This window comes from Salmonella sp. GDC200615, from assembly GCF_050574145.1.
Taxonomy (GTDB): domain Bacteria; phylum Pseudomonadota; class Gammaproteobacteria; order Enterobacterales; family Enterobacteriaceae; genus Salmonella; species Salmonella enterica.
Map to the genome: position 1 here is coordinate 3,808,877 of NZ_CP192247.1, position 17,838 is coordinate 3,826,714.

The window sequence follows — 17,838 nt, forward strand, 5'->3', positions numbered from 1 at the left end:
CAACGCATTAAGTGAACACGGGAGAATGTGTTCACGATACGCTTAACCCACCGGGAATAACCAGGAAAACTCCAGGTATTCGTTTCGGCTTCATCAGGCGTAAGAGTGGGTGTTTGCAGGGCAAACTAGGCCAGCTCTCCCTTGACTAACGGGACGAAGCGAACGGCCTCCACGGTATCGATAATAAATTCGCCGCCCCGGCGACGCACGCGTTTCAAAAACTGCTGCTCATCGCCCACGGGCAGAACAAGAATGCCGCCTTCATCCAACTGTGCCATGAGCGCGGTAGGAATTTCCGGTGGCGCGGCCGTCACAATGATAGCGTCAAACGGCGCACGCGCCTGCCAGCCTTGCCAGCCATCGCCATGACGGGTAGAAACATTATGTAAATCGAGCTGCTTCAGGCGGCGGCGCGCCTGCCATTGCAGCCCCTTAATCCGCTCAACGGAGCAAACGTGATGTACCAGATGCGCCAGAATCGCCGTCTGATAGCCGGAACCGGTGCCAATTTCCAACACCCTGGATTGCGGCGTCAGTTCGAGCAGTTCCGTCATTCGCGCCACCATGTAGGGCTGCGAAATCGTCTGACCCTGGCCTATCGGCAAAGCGATATTTTCCCAGGCCTTATGTTCAAACGCTTCATCAATAAATTTCTCGCGCGGCACTGCGGCAAGCGCATTAAGCACCTGCTCATCTCTGATGCCCTGCGCGCGCAATTGTTCAAGAAGAGCCTGTACACGTCCACTTACCATTGCGTGCCAACTCCCACGCTGTCTAACCAGTCTGAAACCACATCATGCGCGCTGTGCGCGGTTAAATCCACATGCAACGGCGTGACGGAGACGTAGCCTTCATCCACCGCCGCGAAATCGGTATCCGGCCCGGCATCGTATTTATCGCCCGGCGGGCCAATCCAGTACAATGTATTACCGCGCGGATCTTCCTGCGGGATTACTTTATCCGCTGGATGGCGGCTACCACAGCGAGTCACGCGGATGCCTTTAACCTGCGCTAACGGTAGATCCGGGACATTCACGTTGAGAATACGCCCGGTACGCAACGGCTCCCGGCTTAACCCTCGCAAAAGCGCGCAAGTCACGGCCGCAGCCGTATCATAATGTTGATAGCCGTTAAGGGAGACCGCTAATGCCGGAAAGCCGAGATGACGACCTTCCATCGCCGCGGCGACAGTACCGGAATAGATCACATCATCGCCCAGATTCGGACCCGCGTTAATACCGGAAACGACAATATCCGGACGCGGACGCATTAAGGCATTAACGCCCAGATAGACGCAATCGGTCGGCGTCCCCATCTGTACGGCGATATCGCCATTATCAAAGGTAAAAGTACGAAGCGAAGATTCCAGCGTGAGGGAATTAGACGCGCCGCTGCGGTTACGATCCGGGGCTACGACCTGTACATCAGCAAACTCACGCAGCGCTTTCGCCAGCGTTTGTATACCGGGCGCGTGAACCCCGTCATCGTTACTCAGCAATATGCGCATAATCACCCATTGTGTTGATCAGTTCCCTTACTACGCTGGTGGCAAAACTGCCTGCGGGCAGCCAGAAACGTAACTCGACGGTAACGTCATCCCACCAGTTCCAGCTTAATTGTTGCGGATAAAGCAGCATCGCTCTGCGCGACGCCTCTACTTTTTCGCGCAGCAACAGCGATTGCAACACCGCTTCCTGGGCAATGGCATCTTGCTCAAACGCCAGCGCCGCACGCTGTGTTCCCCACTCTCCGCTGCCCGGCAACGACGCTGTAATCATCAGCTCTTTTTCGTCTACCCGGCGCTGCAATTCAGGCAGTTCTTCAGATGTCGCGACGAACCAGCTTCCACGCCCCGCTAATTGTAGCGCATCGCCGTCAACAACTTGATTAAAGTCTGGTTTCTTCAGCCGCTGGTGAACAATTTGATTAAACAACGCGCTACGCGCCGCCGACAACCAAAAACTGCGTTTATTGCGATCGCGCACCGGCGCGTTACTTTGCGCCCAGCGCAGCGCGCCCTGCAAGTTGCTGCCGCCAATGCCGAATCGCTGTGCGCCGAAATAGTTCGGCACGCCGCCATCGCGAATCGCCTGCAATCGTGTTTCGACATCGCGGCGATCGCTTATTTCACGCAACACCAGCGTAAAGGCATTGCCTTTCAGCGCGCCTAAACGCAGCTTACGCTTGTGACGCGCGTATTCCAGCACTTTACAACCTTCCAGCTGAAAGGCGCTGAAATCGGGCATCTCTTTCCCCGGCACGCGCGCGCACAGCCACTGCTCGGTAACGGCGTGTTTATCTTTTTGCCCGTCAAAGCTCACTTCGCGAGCGTGAATTTTCAGGAATTTCGCCAGCGCGTCAGCGACAAAACGGGTATTGCAACCGTTTTTCAAAATACGCAGCAGAATGTGCTCGCCTTCACCATCTGGCGTAAAGCCTAAATCTTCAACCACCACAAAATCTTCCGGATTCGCTTTCAGCAATCCGCTACCTTGTGGTTTTCCGTGCAGCCAGGTGAGATTGTCAAACTCTGTCATTTCGCCGCCTTCATCAGCAACGCGACCGCTTCGCAGGCAATGCCTTCTCCGCGTCCGGTAAATCCGAGCTTTTCCGTCGTCGTCGCCTTCACGTTAACATCATCCATATGGCAGCCGAGATCTTCGGCGATAAAGACGCGCATTTGCGGAATATGCGGCAGCATTTTCGGCGCCTGCGCAATAATGGTGACATCTACGTTGCCGAGGGTGTACCCCTTCGCCTGAATACGACGCCAGGCTTCACGCAGTAGTTCGCGGCTATCCGCTCCCTTAAATGCCGGATCGGTATCCGGGAAGAGCTTGCCGATATCGCCAAGCGCCGCCGCACCCAGCAGCGCATCGGTCAGCGCATGTAACGCCACATCGCCATCGGAATGCGCCAATAGCCCTTTTTCATAAGAGATACGCACGCCGCCAATAATAATCGGCCCTTCTCCGCCAAACGCGTGTACGTCAAAACCGTGTCCAATTCGCATTATGCTTTCTCCTGGTGGATGGTTCGGGTCAGATAAAATTCCGCCAGCGCCAGATCTTCCGGACGGGTGACCTTGATGTTATCCGCGCGACCTTCTACCAGCGCCGGATGAAAACCACAATATTCCAGCGCTGACGCTTCGTCGGTGATGGTCGCGCCTTCATTCAGCGCACGCGTCAGACAATCGTGCAAGAGTTCGCGGGGGAAAAACTGCGGGGTGAGCGCGTGCCATAAATCGGCGCGCTCTACGGTATGGGCAATAGCGTTCTTCCCCGGTTCGCCGCGTTTCATGGTGTCGCGCACCGGACTGGCGAGGATACCGCCGACCCGGCTGTTTTCGCTGATGGTCAGCAACCGCGCAAGGTCATCCTGATGCAAACAGGGTCTTGCCGCGTCGTGCACCAGCACCCACTGCGCCTTTGCAACGGCCTGCAACCCGGCCAAAACAGAATCAGCGCGTTCGTTGCCGCCATCCACAACGGTGATTTGCGGATGATTCGCCAGCGGAAGTTGGGCAAAGCGATGATCTCCAGGGCTGATAGCAATAACAACGCGTGTCACCCGAGGATGCGCCAGCAGCGCATGAACTGAGTGCTCCAGAATGGTTTTATTACCGATTGAGAGATACTGCTTAGGACATTCTGTTTGCATTCGGCGGCCAAATCCGGCCGCCGGCACCACGGCGCAAACGTCCAATAAAGTGGCTGCCATGTTAAATCCCTGGATGGTTTATCGATGAGTTTGCCCCGCCGTTGCCGCGCGTTTTGAGGCGTCAGGCACCAGACGATAGAAGGTTTCGCCCGGTTTGGTCATGCTAAGTTCGTTGCGCGCGCGCTCCTCAATCGCTTCCTGGCCGCCATTGAGATCGTCAATTTCGGCAAAAAGCTGATCGTTACGCGCTTTAAGTTTGGCGTTTGTCGCCTGCTGCGCGACCACATCATCGTTGACGCGGCTATAGTCATGTATGCCGTTCTTACCGAACCACAGCGAGTACTGTAGCCAGACCAGTAAAGCCAGCAACAGCAGCGTTAGTTTACCCATCCTGCCCCCTGAAAAACGGCATCATCATCCCATAACGTCCTCTGTGACTCCACATTCAGGACGGGATTGCCGCGACAACGCCGGCAAATGTACCACATTTGCCGGATGTTACGTATACCCGAGTAAGGAGAACATAATCTCATTGTTGGTTACGGTTTGAATTATGACCGGAGGCGCAGTGATAACCCGTCTACCCTAATAGCCATATAAATAACGCGCCGAACAGCGCGCCTACGGCCAGTAGAGTAAACATAATGCTAAAAAGTATTTTGCCCTTTACCAGCAGATGCAACGCAATGCCGATAATCACCGATACCGGCATTAACGCGAGGAAAAAGGGCCAGGTATAGAGGAAAAAAAACAGCGTGTTAGGGCCATAAAGCAGAAAAGGGATCCCCAACGCCAGCAGCCATGACACAAAGCCGACCACCGCCCCCGGAAATGCACTGGTGGCGTCATCGTCGACCATGAAGGCGTCTGACCTTGTGAAAGTAATGTTATGGCTATTACGCATATTAAATCCTGTAACCTTGACCATACCGGGCATACAAGCCCGGTGGTGTCTCAGGATCTGATAATATCGCGCCGTCTCAGCAGGTCTAATAATTGGGAAACCAAATTTGTTACTAATTGTTCACCATTAAGATGAACCTGTGGCGAGTCAGGCGCTTCGTAAATGGCGTCGATGCCGGTAAAGTTACGCAACTCGCCCGCACGCGCTTTTTTATACAACCCTTTAGGATCGCGCTGTTCACAGATAGCCAGCGGCGTATTGACATAAATCTCGATAAAACGATCGTGGCCGACGCGCTCTTTTACCAGTTGCCGCTCGGCGCGGTGCGGAGAAATAAATGCCGTCAAAACAATCAGGCCGGCGTCCGCCATCAGGCTGGCCACTTCGCCTACCCGCCGGATATTCTCCTGGCGATCGGCATCGCTAAAGCCTAAATCACGGCACAAACCGTAGCGCACATTATCGCCATCCAACAAGTAGGTACTGACGCCACGCTGATGTAACGCCTCTTCCAGCGCGCCGGCCACCGTTGATTTTCCCGAACCGGAGAGTCCGGTAAACCACAGCACCACGCCACGGTGGCCGTGGAGCTGTTCACGGGCGGCGACAGTAACGGGATGAGAGTGCCAGACCACGTTCTCATCATGCAGCGCCATGTTTATCTCCCAGCAAATCTCGGGCGTCCCAGTGCGGAAAATGACGGCGTACCAGCGCATTCAGCTCCAGCTCAAACGCACTGTATTCCACGGGCGGCGTCGCTCCGCGTTCGTCCAGTTCCCGCACCATGCCAGCGCCCACGGTAACGTTAGAAAGTCGGTCGATAAAAATCAGCCCGCCCGTCACCGGATTTTGCTGATAAATATCCAGCGCGAGCGGCTCATCGAATGTCATCTCCACCAGACCAATACCGTTTAACGGCAGGCTCTCGACGTCTCGTTGGGTCAGATTGTTGATATCAATCTGATAGCGAATAGCCTCGATACGCGCGCGGGTTTTCTTACCCGCAAGTTTAACGTCGTAGCTTTGGCCCGGCGCCAGCGGCTGTTCCGCCATCCATACCACGTCGATCGCGGCGTGCCGCGCAGGTGCCAGCGTCTCGTTTGCCGCCAGCAGCAGATCGCCGCGGCTAATATCAATGTCGTCGTTGAGTACCAGGGTAATGGCTTCGCCCGCACAGGCTTCTTCTTTATCGCCATCAAAAGTGACGATACGCGCCACGCTGGATTCCACGCCGGACGGCAGCACTTTAATGCGCTCTCCGACTTTGACGCTACCAGACGCCAGAGTGCCGGCATACCCCCGAAAATCAAGATTCGGGCGATTAACGTATTGTACCGGAAAGCGCATCGGCTGACGGTCTACCGCACGCTGTATGTCTACCGTTTCCAGGACTTCCAGCAGCGTCGGACCGCTGTACCAGCGCATATTCGCGCTCTGCGCGGCGACATTATCCCCTTCCAGCGCCGAAAGCGGGACAAAGCGAATGTCCAAATCGCCCGGCAACTGTTCAGCAAAGGTCAGGTAATCTTCGCGAATACGGGCGAAGGTCTCTTCGCAGTAGTCAACGAGATCCATTTTGTTGATTGCCACCACCAGGTGTTTGATCCCCAACAGAGTGGAGATAAAGCTATGGCGACGCGTCTGATCCAGCACGCCTTTACGCGCGTCGATCAGTAGGATCGCCAGATCGCAGGTGGACGCCCCGGTCGCCATATTACGGGTATATTGTTCATGGCCCGGCGTGTCGGCGATAATAAATTTTCGTTTTTCCGTGGAGAAATAGCGGTACGCGACGTCAATAGTAATGCCCTGCTCACGCTCGGCCTGCAGCCCATCTACCAGCAGCGCCAGATCGAGTTTTTCTCCCTGCGTGCCATGACGTTTACTGTCATTATGCAGAGAAGAGAGCTGATCTTCATAAATTTGCAGAGTATCGTGCAGCAAACGACCTATCAGCGTACTTTTACCGTCATCAACGCTGCCACAGGTTAAAAAACGCAGCAGGCTTTTGTGCTGTTGGGCAATCATCCAGGCTTCGACGCCGCCTTCATTGGCGATTTGTTGTGCAAGTATGGTGTTCATGGCGGCTCCTTAGAAATACCCCTGACGTTTTTTAAGCTCCATCGACCCCGCCTGATCGCGGTCAATCATCCTCCCCTGGCGCTCGCTGGTGGTAGAAACCAGCATCTCTTCGATAATTTCCGGCAGCGTTTGCGCGTGGGATTCCACCGCCCCGGTGAGCGGCCAACAGCCAAGTGTACGGAAGCGCACCATCTTTTTTTGATGACTTCGCCAGGCTAGAGATCGATACGATCGTCATCCACCATCATCAACATGCCGTCACGTTCCAGAACCGGGCGTTCAGCAGCCAAATACAGCGGCACGATGTCGATGTTTTCCAGCCAGATGTATTGCCAGATATCCTGCTCTGTCCAGTTGGAGAGCGGGAAGACGCGTATACTTTCACCTTTATTAATCTGACCGTTATAGTTACGCCACAACTCTGGACGCTGATTTTTCGGGTCCCAGCGATGGAAACGGTCACGAAAGGAGTAAATACGTTCTTTCGCACGGGATTTTTCCTCATCGCGCCGTGCGCCGCCGAACGCGGCATCAAAACCGTACTTATTCAGCGCCTGCTTTAACCCTTCGGTTTTCATAATGTCGGTGTGTTTAGCGCTACCGTGAACGAACGGATTGATGCCCATCGCCACGCCTTCCGGATTTTTATGTACCAGCAACTCGCAGCCATATGCGTTGGCGGTACGATCGCGAAAGGCGTACATCTCACGGAATTTCCAACCGGTATCAACGTGCAATAGCGGGAACGGCAACGTACCCGGATAAAACGCCTTACGCGCCAGATGCAGCATGACGCTGGAGTCTTTACCAATGGAGTACAGCATGACCGGATTAGCGAATTCCGCTGCCACTTCACGGATAATGTGGATACTTTCCGCCTCCAGTTGCCGCAGGTGGGTGAGTCGTTTTTGATCCATAACCGTTCCTTTGCAATACCGTTTTTTGCTAAACATTTCGATTACACGACTATAGGGAGCGCAGGAGAGTGAATGAAATGACGAATTGGAATGAGTAGTTCCTCAAAGGAATAACGCGGCCCAAAAACCAATATCAAAAAATGCTTAACGTACCGGATTGCCAGCATTTAGGAGCAAATGAAATTGTATTAACACGATCGCGGTTTCATACTAGCCACGTAAAATTTTGTTCTGTATTTAAGGACTCATTATGTTTTCCGCAACGCGCCGCTTTGCCGTCATTCTGGCGCTCGGCGTAGGCTTTATCCTTCCTGCACAAGCAGCATCACCAGGGCCTGGTGAAATAGCGAATACTCAGGCACGACATATCGCCACCTTTTTTCCCGGGAGAATGACTGACTCCCCCGCCGAGATGTTGTCTGCCGATTATTTACGCCAACAATTTACCCAGATGGGATATCAAAGCGATATTCGAACGTTTAATAGCCTATTTATTTATACCACGAAGGATAATCGCAAAAACTGGCATAACGTGACGGGCAGTACGGTCATCGCCGCCCATGAAGGGCGCGTTCCGCAACAGATCATCATTATGGCGCATCTGGATACGTACGCTCCGCAGAGCGACGCTGATGTCGATGCCAATCTGGGCGGTTTAACGTTACAGGGAATGGATGATAATGCCGCGGGATTAGGCGTTATGCTGGAACTGGCGGCGCGTCTGAAAGATATACCGACCCATTACGGGATTCGTTTTATCGCCACCAGCGGGGAAGAAGAGGGAAAGCTAGGCGCGGAAAATTTACTCAAACGAATGAGTGACGCTGAGAAGAAAAATACGCTGCTGGTGATTAATCTCGATAACCTGATTGTTGGCGACAAGCTCTATTTTAATAGCGGGAAAAATACGCCGGAAGCGGTGCGTACACTGACCTGCGATCGGGCATTAGCGATTGCGCGCCGTTATGGTATCGCCGCCAACACCAATCCGGGACGCAATCCATCCTACCCCAAAGGAACGGGTTGCTGTAATGATGCGGAGGTTTTCGATAAAGCGGGAATATCGGTGCTTTCTGTTGAGGCGACGAACTGGAATCTGGGTAAAAAAGACGGATACCAGCAACGCGTGAAAAATGCCTCCTTCCCGAACGGCAATAGCTGGCACGACGTACGGCTTGATAATCAACAGCATATTGACAAGGCGCTGCCAGGGCGAATTGAGCGCCGTAGCCGCGATGTAGTACGGATAATGCTGCCGTTGGTAAAAGAGCTGGCGAAGGCGGAAAAAACGTCCTGATATGCTGGTGAAACGTGTTTATCCCCGCTGACGCGGGGAACACTATTTATAAGCGTGTCATCTATGCAACCCAACCGGTTTATCCCCGCTGGCGCGGGGAACACGGCCGCTGGTCAAATTCCCAATCTGAGCAATCCGGTTTATCCCCGCTGGCGCGGGGAACACATAGCCCCGGCAGCGATAGCTAAACCAGTTCCCGGTTTATCCCCGCTGGCGCGGGGAACACACTAAAACTATATATTTGTTCTAAAAGCCCTTTTTTACTACATAACAAACTACCAACGGTAAGATAACAACTCCTTATCATTAAAGAACATTCAACTTATTGATTTTCAACAGGAAGAAAAGAAACCAAACGCAGTCCATCCAAATCTACCGGAATACGTCTGTTTTCACCCCAGGTCTGGAACTCAAAACCAGACTCAGTATTTGTTGCCCAGGCCATTACTACGTTTCCGACTCCGCCAAGCTGTGTGATCTGTTGCCAAATCATTTCCCGAATACGCTTCGAGGTATCGCCAACATAAACACCTGCACGAACCTCAAGTAACCAGACGGCAAGACGTCCCCGCAGGCGCGGCGGTACGTTTTCCGTGACCACAACCACCATACTCATCAACCATGCCCCCGATGGCCGCTATCACCCAGTGATTCAGGTTCCGGTATTGCTGGCGGCAGCATATCCGGCGCAGGCTGAGGTGGTTCAATTTCACCGGCAGCGAGCACCTCTTCGATCAGCGGGATCAATTTTCCGGTCAGCTTCGAACTGCGAAAAATATCCCGGCAGGCCAGGCGCACTTCTTTATCAGGTTCCGCCGGGTGACGAGCGGCGATCTCAAATGCTTTGGGCACCACCGATTCAAATTTGATGATATCGGCAATGTCATAAACAAAAGAAAGCGGCTTACCGCTATGGATAAAACCGATAGCCGGCGCATATCCCGCCGCCAGGATAGCCGCTTCTGAAATCCCGTACAGGCACGATGTCGCCGCGCTAATACATCGGTTGACGACATCCCCCTTCTCCCAGTCTTTCGGATCATAGTTACGACCATGCCATTTCACGCCATACTGCTTCGCCAGTAATGCATAGGTCGCCCGCACACGGGATCCTTCAATACCGCGCAGTTGCTCAACGGAACGACGGGCGGGAGGCGGCTCACGAAAACGCAGTTCATACATTTTGCGGACTACTTTAAGCCGCAGGTCATCATCTAACGCCAGCTTTGCCTGGTAAAGCAACTTATCGGCTCGTGCGCCGCCGGGTTGTCCGGAGGAATAGACCCGCACTCCCGCCTCGCCCACCCATACCAACAGGGTGCCGACCGTTGATGCCAAATGCACTGCCGCATGGGAAACCCGCGTTCCCGGTTCCAGCATGATACAAGCGACCGAACCGACGGGAATATGCGTACGGATTCCCGTTTTATCGATCAGCACGAATGCCCCATCCAGCACGTCAATTTGACCGTACTGGAGGAAGATCATCGAGGTTCGATCTTTTAACGGGATCGGGTTGAGCGGTACGAACGTCACGCGTCGTCTCCGGGTTTGATCATCATCATTCCGCAGCCAAACGCCCAGCTTTTACCGTACCCCTGCGCCAGACGTTGCAGGAAAAGCGCGGGCTCGTTAATCACCAGCACGCCGGTATAGTCCACGCTGCTAAACTGAATCATCTGCCGGGATTTCTCTCGACGTATCTGCTGCTGCCGGTAAGCATCAACGCTCGCCTCGCGCAGAGTAAAGCCATTTTGCTCCCCCTGGCGCGCCAGCCATTCCAATGCCGCCTGCTGCTGATAAGACCAAATATCCTGGCTATCGCCCTGCGTTTTACGCTGGCGTTTCGCCTCCATCAGCAAATCGTGACGCTTACCGTTTTTGCAAATTGTCGGATTGGCTCGCAAGTTAAACCGCAGCGTCTGTCCCGCGCTCAGCATTGGCGCAAACGGGCGAGTCTGTACGTCAAAAATCGTGCTGGCGGCAGGCTGTTCCTGTGAGAGAACAAAAAAGCGAAACGCGCCCTGTAACTCTTCGCGGCGATAAAGAAACTGCCGTTCCTTGCCACCGGGAAAGAGATCCCATAACCACTGGTGCATCACGTACTCGCCGCGCTCCACCAGATGCAAGAGCTGTGCCGGCGAAAGCTCGCTGGTGTGCAGCGTTATTCTTGAGAGATACACGCGTCCTCCTTGCGGAGCCACGGCCCCTGATTCACGCTACGTTCACCGAACAGCCATTGCTGGCGGCTCAACGGCATGTCGCGACGACGTAAAATTTTGTTCGCCGTTAAGCCATCGTGTTCACCTTCCCACCAGCATTCATTCTGTAATCCGGGGAGAGTCAGTTTCAGCGCATTGAATTGATCCTGATACCAACGATATGCTTCACGCAGGACATCCGCCGCATTCCCTTCCAGCAGTTGCGGCGCAAGCGGCAACGCCAGAGGGTGACTTTTGCGCCCCAGATACAGCGGGAACACAGGATGTTGTAACGCCGCCTGAAGCTGCGCCAACGTGTAAGGCGCGTCCGGCGTCGCGCTGACAGCGATCATCCACCAGGCGTCGGTGTAGTAGTCGCGTCGGGAAATCAGCGCGCTCAGTAACTCAGGATCCTGCAACTCTTCACGGCGGCTGAAGTAACGCGCCTTACGTACCTCTTTCGGCATCTGCACCGTGTGATAATCCCGCGCCCAGCGCGGGTTGCCGCTGGCGCACAGCAAAAATTGGTAATGACGATTAAAGGTGTTTAGCCGTTCCTCTTCATCGCGGCGAATACCCAGCGCCGCAGCTAATAACCCCAACAGCGCAGAACGCGAAGGAAGTTCATGGCTGTGGCGCACTTCGCCTGGCGCATCCACGCCCCAGGAGGCCATCGGCCCATGAAGCTGAAAAACCAGATATTGGCTCATAAGCCGCCCCTTACGCGCAGATGAAGTCAAGCACGTCTTTCATGCTTCCCTGCTGATTCATCACGTTAAAGTTTTTGAACGCCGTCTCCTGTGCATAGACCTCATTCATATTTTCATGCAGCGCGGTAATACGCTTAACCGCAACGTTCAATTGGTCTGTACCGTTGATCGGTTCATAAAACGCGGCCGCCAGTGAACGTGGTTGGTCGGTGCCTTTTTCGGCCAGCGCCCACGAGGCATAGGCACGGCTGGCAAAGCTGTTCTGTTTGCCGGTCGGCGACACTTTCAGCGCCGCTTCAGTAAAGGCGCGCAGCGTTTTGTTTGCCAGTTCTTCATTGCCGTTCAGGTTTTTCACCAGCAGATCTTTGTCGATGCAGATATAGGTGTAAAACAGCGCGGAGCCAAAGCCGGTTTCGCCGAGATGGCCTGCGCCTGCATCTTCTGCCGATGCCTGGCGTAGGTCATCCACAGCGGTAAAGAAATCGTCTTCGATGATCGTTTCGCTGACGCCGAAGGCGTGGGCGACCTGGCAGGCGGCTTCCACGTTAAAATCAGTTTTCTTCGCTAACATCCGGCCAAACATGGCAATATCGACGGCCATGCGATCGTGACGTAACAGTTCCGCTTCCTCTTCTGTTGCCGGACGTTTTTCTTCTGCCAGACGGCGCGCCAGCGCTTTCACGGCCTCAAACTCAGCAGGGCTGATATGCACCAGTTGCTCGGTTTCAGCATTCGTCAACTCATCTTTGGGTTTCTTATCCTCTTTTACCTTGCCAAAGCAGTTGGCGATGTTCTTGACGTACTCAACCGCTTTTTTGGCGTCAATGCCGCTATCAACGAGGATTTGCGCCGCCTCACGAGCAATGCGACCAGTACGAATACCAATATGGCCAGCTAATGCCTGTTCAAATAACTCAGATGTACGCCAGGCGCGTTTCAGGCTCTGAGAGGAGATACGCAGACGTGTTGCTCCGCCAAGCACCACGGTTTTTGGCGCACCGGTATCATCACGGTTCAGGTTAGCGGCGGGGTAAGCGGTCAGTAAGTGGAGCTGAATAAACGTTGTCATAAAGATATCCCTGTTAATCTTGTTCGTTATCGGTATCGCCAGCCTGGTAGTATTCCAGCGCCCAGCGGATACGAAGAAATTCGGTTGGCCGCTGCTGGCGGCGATGGTGGTTCAGCAAGTCATTCTGCTCCTGGCACCAGCAGAAAATATCGTCTGCAAGAGAAAACAGGTTGACCGAACCATCTAACAGCTTCACCGCACGCCGTAACTGGCGCAGCAGTTCATCCGGCGTTTTTACCGCTAATAGGTGGGAGAAGCGTAATTTTGACATCACCGGAGTGTCGCCACCTTTCTTCTGTCCAAGCTGCGCAGCAAAACTCTTTTGCTCATCAATAAATTTGATATGTGCAGCCAGTGCCGCTGTGATTGCCAATGCAGTAACATTCCAGGGTGCTTTGTTTTTCCATAAAGAATGTGTTTGCATTAACAATGAATGAAGCCCCTCAGCCAAACAGGCATCATTCACCGTTTTACTACGTCGTAAGCTGGCACGTAATCCACGTTTTTCTTGTAGTTCATCATGCCACTGACGCAAAGTGGCTTTATCATCTTTCGTCACAACACTCATTCAGCAGCCTCCTGTTTCTTTGCTTTGGCGGCTTTTGCGCTTTGCTTTTCCGCCGATGAAGTAAAATATTTTTTGCGCGCCTTCATGATGCGCTCCAGATCGCTGCTCTCGTAGGGGTTGGTAAAGACGTGATCATCGAAGTAACAACGGGTAAACAGCCAAAGTTCTCTTTGCCATTTATTCAGCCTTTCGTCCGGCTTGTGTCCGTTTTCCAGATCGTGGATCAGATTGAGAAAGCGCCCCTGCGTCAGGTTCCAGAAATCAATGTCGATAAAACTGAAATCACCCCGCGCATCCTTCGCATTGGTGAACCACGCTTCTTTTAGCGCACTGCGAAGCAGGCTCAACAGGCGGGCCGCAGTTTGCACGGCCTTACGTAAATCAGGGATCAGACCTTCCGTCATCAGCAACGGGAAGTGATGCTCATACCAGCAGCGGATTTTCATATTGTCGAAATCCGCGCCAAAGCCCCGGATCCCCGCTTTAACGTCAGTCAGCGAGCGGGCGTTAAACACCTTGACTACCTGCGCGGGAGATTCGTAATTCGCTTCCGTCTGGTTGTTCTGACTTAATCCCAGCCAGTCGCGCCAGATAAGGCCGCCGGGCTGCGGTTTAACGGAAAAGAAGGCGTTTTGATCTTTTACCGGGGCGCGATAAGGCGTCAGCGGGTGCCGCCAGCCATCGTAGTTAACGCCGTAGTTCTTGACGGTCATAAAGCCAAGAAGCTCATCGCTTTCAGCGCCGCAAATATCGCAGCAACCTGACTGTAAGGTGGCAAAATCCAGGCGGATACGACGCGGCATCCCCCAGTACGCCTGGAGTTTATTGACCTGCTCCGGCGTGGTAACGGCATTCGCCTGCTCGCTGGTCCGCGTCGCGGCAAGCCACGGGAAAACGGTCGCATCACACTGGTCTGGTAAAGGCAGATCCGCAGTATCCTGCGGCATCACGTTGAGCCACAGCTTGCGCCAGATCGGCGTTTGCCGCTCGCCCTGATATTCCTGCAATTCAACCAGCGTGGTCAGTGGCCCGCCGCCGCGCAGCCCGGTACGATAGCCTTTGCCGCCCGCAGGCGCGTTAAGCTGCAACGAGAACAGCGCCAGCGCCGCGCAGTGCGGACAAAAACGTTCCGTTACGCCGCGTTTGACAAAATGATCTTTATTGAACTTCGTGGTTTGCGCGCCAGGTATTTCCGGCAACAATGAGGCAATAGAGACTTTTTCGCCGCTTAACGGTTCAAAATCCTGCATAAACGAGGGGGATTCCGCGCCAAACTGAAAAGCGTGTTCTAACGGTGCTAATGCCTTATGGAGCACATCGGCATGCAATCCATCAAACCAGATATCCTCCCAATTTTTGTATCTTTTCGGCGCGATACTGCATTGCAGCAATCCCAACAGAAACTGCCAGGCCGCTCCCTGTAAATCTGCTCGCGTTGCGGCGATGTCCACCACGTTTTCATCCGCCAGATCGACGGGGGCCAGCTTGCCCGTGGAACCGTCTTTGAAACGGACGGGGAGCCAGGGCGTTGTTAAAAGTGAAAAATTGTCCATATTTGTATTCGTTATTCCCCCATCATGCCAATCAATCCCTCATTCGCCGAATAACCACAAGCGGCAAAGTCCGTCACCACAATCACCGTGGCAAAATCCTTATCCTGATGCTGTTGCGCACACCACTTACGCAAGGGTTCGCCGTCTAATTTTTCAAACTCGTCTTTATGTTTATTCCACCAGCTCTGACGTACTCGCAGCACGCTCATCTCCCAGGCGTGTTCACCGCTGGCATAAGGGGTTACGACGCTATCCACGATTTTCGCCAGCCACAGCGTGACAGACTCTTCCGCCAGCCGCGTTGACATTTTCTCCGGTAAAGAATCGCTAATTTCAGCACAGTAGCCCGGCGCAAAGTTAAGCAGCATCTGGCCGGCAAATGCCCGGTCGCAATAAAATTTGCCTTCCTGCAATTGCTCGGTTTTTGCAAATCCAACCGGCATGTTGACATCCTCACCGTAGACCGACTCAATCAACAAGCGGGCAGATTGCGGCATCCGAATCGTCCCCTGCTCACGTAATATGCGCTGCGTCAGCCACATGCGCCCATGATCGGGATAGACATAGGCGCTGTTACGCATGGCGCTGGATAACCAGTTCTCTCGCGGCGCGTCATCCCACTCCGGAGCAAGAATGCGCAGCACTGGCGTCTCTCGCTCATCCTGCCCACTCTTTTTCACCAGACCGTTACGATCGCGAATATGACGCTGTAGTCGACCGGCCCGCTGAATTAATAAATCCACCGGCGCTAAATCAGAGATCATCTCATCGCAGTCAATATCCAGACTTTGTTCGATTACCTGCGTGGCGATAATGACCTTACCGGCACGTTGCGCGCCGCTCTGTTTGCCAAAGAGATTCAGCGTCTGCGACTCAATCCGCTGACGATCGTGAAAAGCAAAGCGACTATGGAAGAGTAAAAGGTTTTCCGTGGCGACGACCTTACTCAGTTGAAGCTGGCGATAGATACGAATCGCATCATCAACGGAGTTACGTATCCAGGCGATACAGTTTCCTTTTTCCACTGCTTCACCTATACGTTCAAGACACGCCTCTTCACTATGTAGCCAGCCAATATCTACGCAACGCTCAACCTCTTTGCGTGTATCAACCCGCTGAGAAATCAGCTCTGTTTGTGTGACCTGAGTCAGCCAGGGATAATCGTCATGGCCTAGCAACGGCGCCTGCACACTACGCCTCACCCCACGGGAAAATGCCGCCACCAGCTTATCTCGCTGCTGCTGCGATAGCGTCGCAGATAACAGAATAGTGGCGTTGCCATTACTGGCCTGCCGTTCGATCAAACCTTCAAGTATTCGGGACATCCAGGCATCACAGGCATGGATCTCATCAGCCAGTAAGATCTTGTTGCTAAGACCCAGTAACCGCAGGTTGTTATGTTTAAATGGCATTACCGCCATCATCGCCTGATCCAACGTGCCTACGCCAACCTCCGCCAACAACGCTTTTTTATTGCTGTCGGCAAACCAGGCGGCGCATCCCTGACTATAAGGCTGCGCTTCATCGGGTTCTTCCGTACCAGAAAGAGTGACCGACCATATTGACTGATTGAAACGATCCATTAAGCGACGCGCGCTATGCGCCAGAATCAGGCTGGGACGGGAGTCCGGCTGATACAGCGCCAGCCAGGTGTTCGCCATACGTTCAAACATCGCGTTGGCTGTCGCCATTGTCGGCAGTCCAAAATAGAGTCCCTGCGCTTTACCTGCCGCCATCAGTCGATGAGCTAATATGAGCGCCGCCTCTGTTTTTCCGGCCCCGGTGACATCTTCAAGAATAAAGAGTTGGGCGCCATCCACGTTGATATCCAGCTCAAGCGCCTTTTGTTGTAACGGTGTGGGATGCTGAATAAAAGGGAAAAGCGTTTCTATGCCCGTAAAGGCAGACACATTCGCCGCTGAGGGAAATAGCGTGATGGCAGTTTGTGCTTTAGCGAGAGCTTGCTGCCAGTAGGTATCAACAGGCATTTTTTCCGCAGTACGCGGAAAATAACGGCTGGCAGAACCAGTCCAGTCAGCCAGTACAACCGCAGCGGAAATAAACCAGGAAAGTTGCTGAAATTGGTCGATACCCTCATCTTCATCCCAGGCTTCAGGCAAAGTAATTAAAGGAAAGAGCGCTTTTATTCTCAGAAGAAAATCTCTTGCCGCGTCTTTATCCTGCTGGCGAAAATGGTCCAGCTCCTGGATTGCCTCTGGAGGGCGTCCATGATGACCTGTAGTGACTGGCATCCAAAGCGCCATAACGCGCTTACTTTTACGAACTGAAAGCGAAGAAGGAGGAAACAATTCAGGGCATTCACTTAGCCAGGAGTTCCACAACATGTATCCCAGCGTGGTATGCGCGATTTTTTCATAATGCCGTGTAGGCTCATTAAAGATATTTAAAGCCTCATGACGGTATAGTTGCTGGAAGGAATGAGCAAACTTTCCAATATCATGCCAACATAAAATCCAGGCAAAAAATTGCGCCGCCTGCTCCTTATCCTGGATGCCTAATTTTTTTAGATAGTGGTCAATAAAATAAATATTATTTATCACCATCCAGTAACCCACAGCCGCAACATCTAAAGAATGCCAGCAAAGCAAATGGTAATCATCACCTCCGTCAGTTTCTCCTCTTCGAGACTTTCCCCAATAGTGATATATCGACACGTAAACTCCAGCATGTGGATAATAAAAGCACTCTACGCCTTTTTAATGGTCTTTTTTGTTGATATACCTCACAAAAATTGCACTTCCTGAGATTATATTTAAATATGTCGCTCAATTTTATATATTCTTCATAAATATTTACCCCACGAATAATTATTATAAATTTTTCCGCCTTTTTCTTCTGGAAGAAGCGCTCAAA

General features: G+C 53.0%; 18 protein-coding genes and 1 pseudogene. 1 reads left to right on the plus strand and 18 read right to left on the minus strand.

What is annotated here, in order from left to right:
* Window positions 1-125: 125 nt before the first annotated feature.
* The 10 genes and pseudogenes from ACQ29O_RS18480 to cysD form a co-directional block, all read right to left on the minus strand.
* On the minus strand, window positions 126-752 hold the full coding sequence (locus ACQ29O_RS18480) for a protein-L-isoaspartate(D-aspartate) O-methyltransferase (RefSeq protein ID WP_000253545.1): 627 nt from the start codon (window positions 750-752) through the stop codon (window positions 126-128).
* The gene (surE, locus tag ACQ29O_RS18485; RefSeq protein ID WP_001221538.1) at window positions 746-1,507 is read right to left on the minus strand and encodes a 5'/3'-nucleotidase SurE; all 762 of its coding nucleotides are present in this window, start codon (window positions 1,505-1,507) and stop codon (window positions 746-748) included. The genes ACQ29O_RS18480 and surE overlap by 7 nt, the downstream gene beginning before the upstream one ends.
* Window positions 1,488-2,537, minus strand: coding sequence for a tRNA pseudouridine(13) synthase TruD (gene truD / locus ACQ29O_RS18490; protein WP_000134251.1), 1,050 nt, complete (start codon window positions 2,535-2,537; stop codon window positions 1,488-1,490). Before truD ends, surE begins: the two co-directional genes overlap by 20 nt.
* A complete protein-coding gene (gene ispF / locus ACQ29O_RS18495; protein WP_001219253.1) occupies window positions 2,534-3,013 on the minus strand; it encodes a 2-C-methyl-D-erythritol 2,4-cyclodiphosphate synthase in 480 nt (159 codons plus the stop codon). The genes truD and ispF overlap by 4 nt, the downstream gene beginning before the upstream one ends.
* Window positions 3,013-3,723: a 2-C-methyl-D-erythritol 4-phosphate cytidylyltransferase gene (ispD, locus tag ACQ29O_RS18500; protein ID WP_000741653.1), complete on the minus strand. Its 711-nt coding sequence runs from the start codon at window positions 3,721-3,723 to the stop codon at window positions 3,013-3,015. Before ispD ends, ispF begins: the two co-directional genes overlap by 1 nt.
* Window positions 3,724-3,741: 18 nt before the next feature.
* A complete protein-coding gene (ftsB, locus tag ACQ29O_RS18505) occupies window positions 3,742-4,053 on the minus strand; it encodes a cell division protein FtsB (RefSeq protein ID WP_000517480.1) in 312 nt (103 codons plus the stop codon).
* A gap of 190 nt (window positions 4,054-4,243) precedes the next feature.
* Complete coding sequence (locus ACQ29O_RS18510) at window positions 4,244-4,567, minus strand: DUF3561 family protein (RefSeq protein ID WP_001537530.1); 324 nt, start codon at window positions 4,565-4,567, stop codon at window positions 4,244-4,246.
* 50 nt (window positions 4,568-4,617) lie between these two features.
* Window positions 4,618-5,223, minus strand: coding sequence for an adenylyl-sulfate kinase (gene cysC, locus ACQ29O_RS18515; RefSeq protein ID WP_001173665.1), 606 nt, complete (start codon window positions 5,221-5,223; stop codon window positions 4,618-4,620).
* Window positions 5,210-6,649 carry a sulfate adenylyltransferase subunit CysN gene (gene cysN, locus ACQ29O_RS18520; RefSeq protein WP_001092251.1) on the minus strand — a complete coding sequence of 480 codons (1,440 nt, stop codon included), beginning with the start codon at window positions 6,647-6,649 and terminating at the stop codon, window positions 5,210-5,212. The genes cysC and cysN overlap by 14 nt, the downstream gene beginning before the upstream one ends.
* A 9-nt stretch (window positions 6,650-6,658) precedes the next feature.
* Window positions 6,659-7,566, minus strand: a pseudogene (cysD, locus tag ACQ29O_RS18525) (sulfate adenylyltransferase subunit CysD).
* A 250-nt stretch (window positions 7,567-7,816) separates the two neighbouring features.
* Between cysD and ACQ29O_RS18530 the strand changes: the two are divergent.
* The gene (locus ACQ29O_RS18530) at window positions 7,817-8,863 is read left to right on the plus strand and encodes an aminopeptidase (protein ID WP_020937159.1); all 1,047 of its coding nucleotides are present in this window, start codon (window positions 7,817-7,819) and stop codon (window positions 8,861-8,863) included.
* Window positions 8,864-9,185: 322 nt separating this feature from the next.
* On the opposite strand, the gene cas2e is transcribed toward ACQ29O_RS18530, so the two are convergent.
* Genes cas2e through ACQ29O_RS18570 form a run of 8 tightly spaced genes read right to left on the minus strand, consistent with a single transcriptional unit; the run spans window position 9,186 to window position 17,639 of the window.
* Window positions 9,186-9,479: a type I-E CRISPR-associated endoribonuclease Cas2e gene (gene cas2e, locus ACQ29O_RS18535; protein WP_001518648.1), complete on the minus strand. Its 294-nt coding sequence runs from the start codon at window positions 9,477-9,479 to the stop codon at window positions 9,186-9,188.
* Window positions 9,479-10,399 (minus strand): type I-E CRISPR-associated endonuclease Cas1e, encoded by a 921-nt coding sequence (gene cas1e, locus ACQ29O_RS18540; RefSeq protein ID WP_000144830.1) that lies wholly within the window; start codon window positions 10,397-10,399, stop codon window positions 9,479-9,481. Before cas1e ends, cas2e begins: the two co-directional genes overlap by 1 nt.
* Window positions 10,396-11,046 carry a type I-E CRISPR-associated protein Cas6/Cse3/CasE gene (gene cas6e / locus ACQ29O_RS18545; protein ID WP_000281484.1) on the minus strand — a complete coding sequence of 217 codons (651 nt, stop codon included), beginning with the start codon at window positions 11,044-11,046 and terminating at the stop codon, window positions 10,396-10,398. Before cas6e ends, cas1e begins: the two co-directional genes overlap by 4 nt.
* A complete protein-coding gene (cas5e, locus tag ACQ29O_RS18550) occupies window positions 11,028-11,774 on the minus strand; it encodes a type I-E CRISPR-associated protein Cas5/CasD (RefSeq protein ID WP_000085115.1) in 747 nt (248 codons plus the stop codon). The genes cas6e and cas5e overlap by 19 nt, the downstream gene beginning before the upstream one ends.
* A gap of 10 nt (window positions 11,775-11,784) precedes the next feature.
* The gene (cas7e, locus tag ACQ29O_RS18555) at window positions 11,785-12,843 is read right to left on the minus strand and encodes a type I-E CRISPR-associated protein Cas7/Cse4/CasC (RefSeq protein ID WP_000206417.1); all 1,059 of its coding nucleotides are present in this window, start codon (window positions 12,841-12,843) and stop codon (window positions 11,785-11,787) included.
* Window positions 12,844-12,856: 13 nt separating this feature from the next.
* The gene (gene casB, locus ACQ29O_RS18560; RefSeq protein WP_000117945.1) at window positions 12,857-13,411 is read right to left on the minus strand and encodes a type I-E CRISPR-associated protein Cse2/CasB; all 555 of its coding nucleotides are present in this window, start codon (window positions 13,409-13,411) and stop codon (window positions 12,857-12,859) included.
* Window positions 13,408-14,964: a type I-E CRISPR-associated protein Cse1/CasA gene (casA, locus tag ACQ29O_RS18565; protein ID WP_000368579.1), complete on the minus strand. Its 1,557-nt coding sequence runs from the start codon at window positions 14,962-14,964 to the stop codon at window positions 13,408-13,410. The genes casB and casA overlap by 4 nt, the downstream gene beginning before the upstream one ends.
* Before the next feature lie 11 nt (window positions 14,965-14,975).
* Window positions 14,976-17,639: a CRISPR-associated helicase/endonuclease Cas3 gene (locus tag ACQ29O_RS18570; protein WP_000029737.1), complete on the minus strand. Its 2,664-nt coding sequence runs from the start codon at window positions 17,637-17,639 to the stop codon at window positions 14,976-14,978.
* Window positions 17,640-17,838 lie beyond the last annotated feature (199 nt).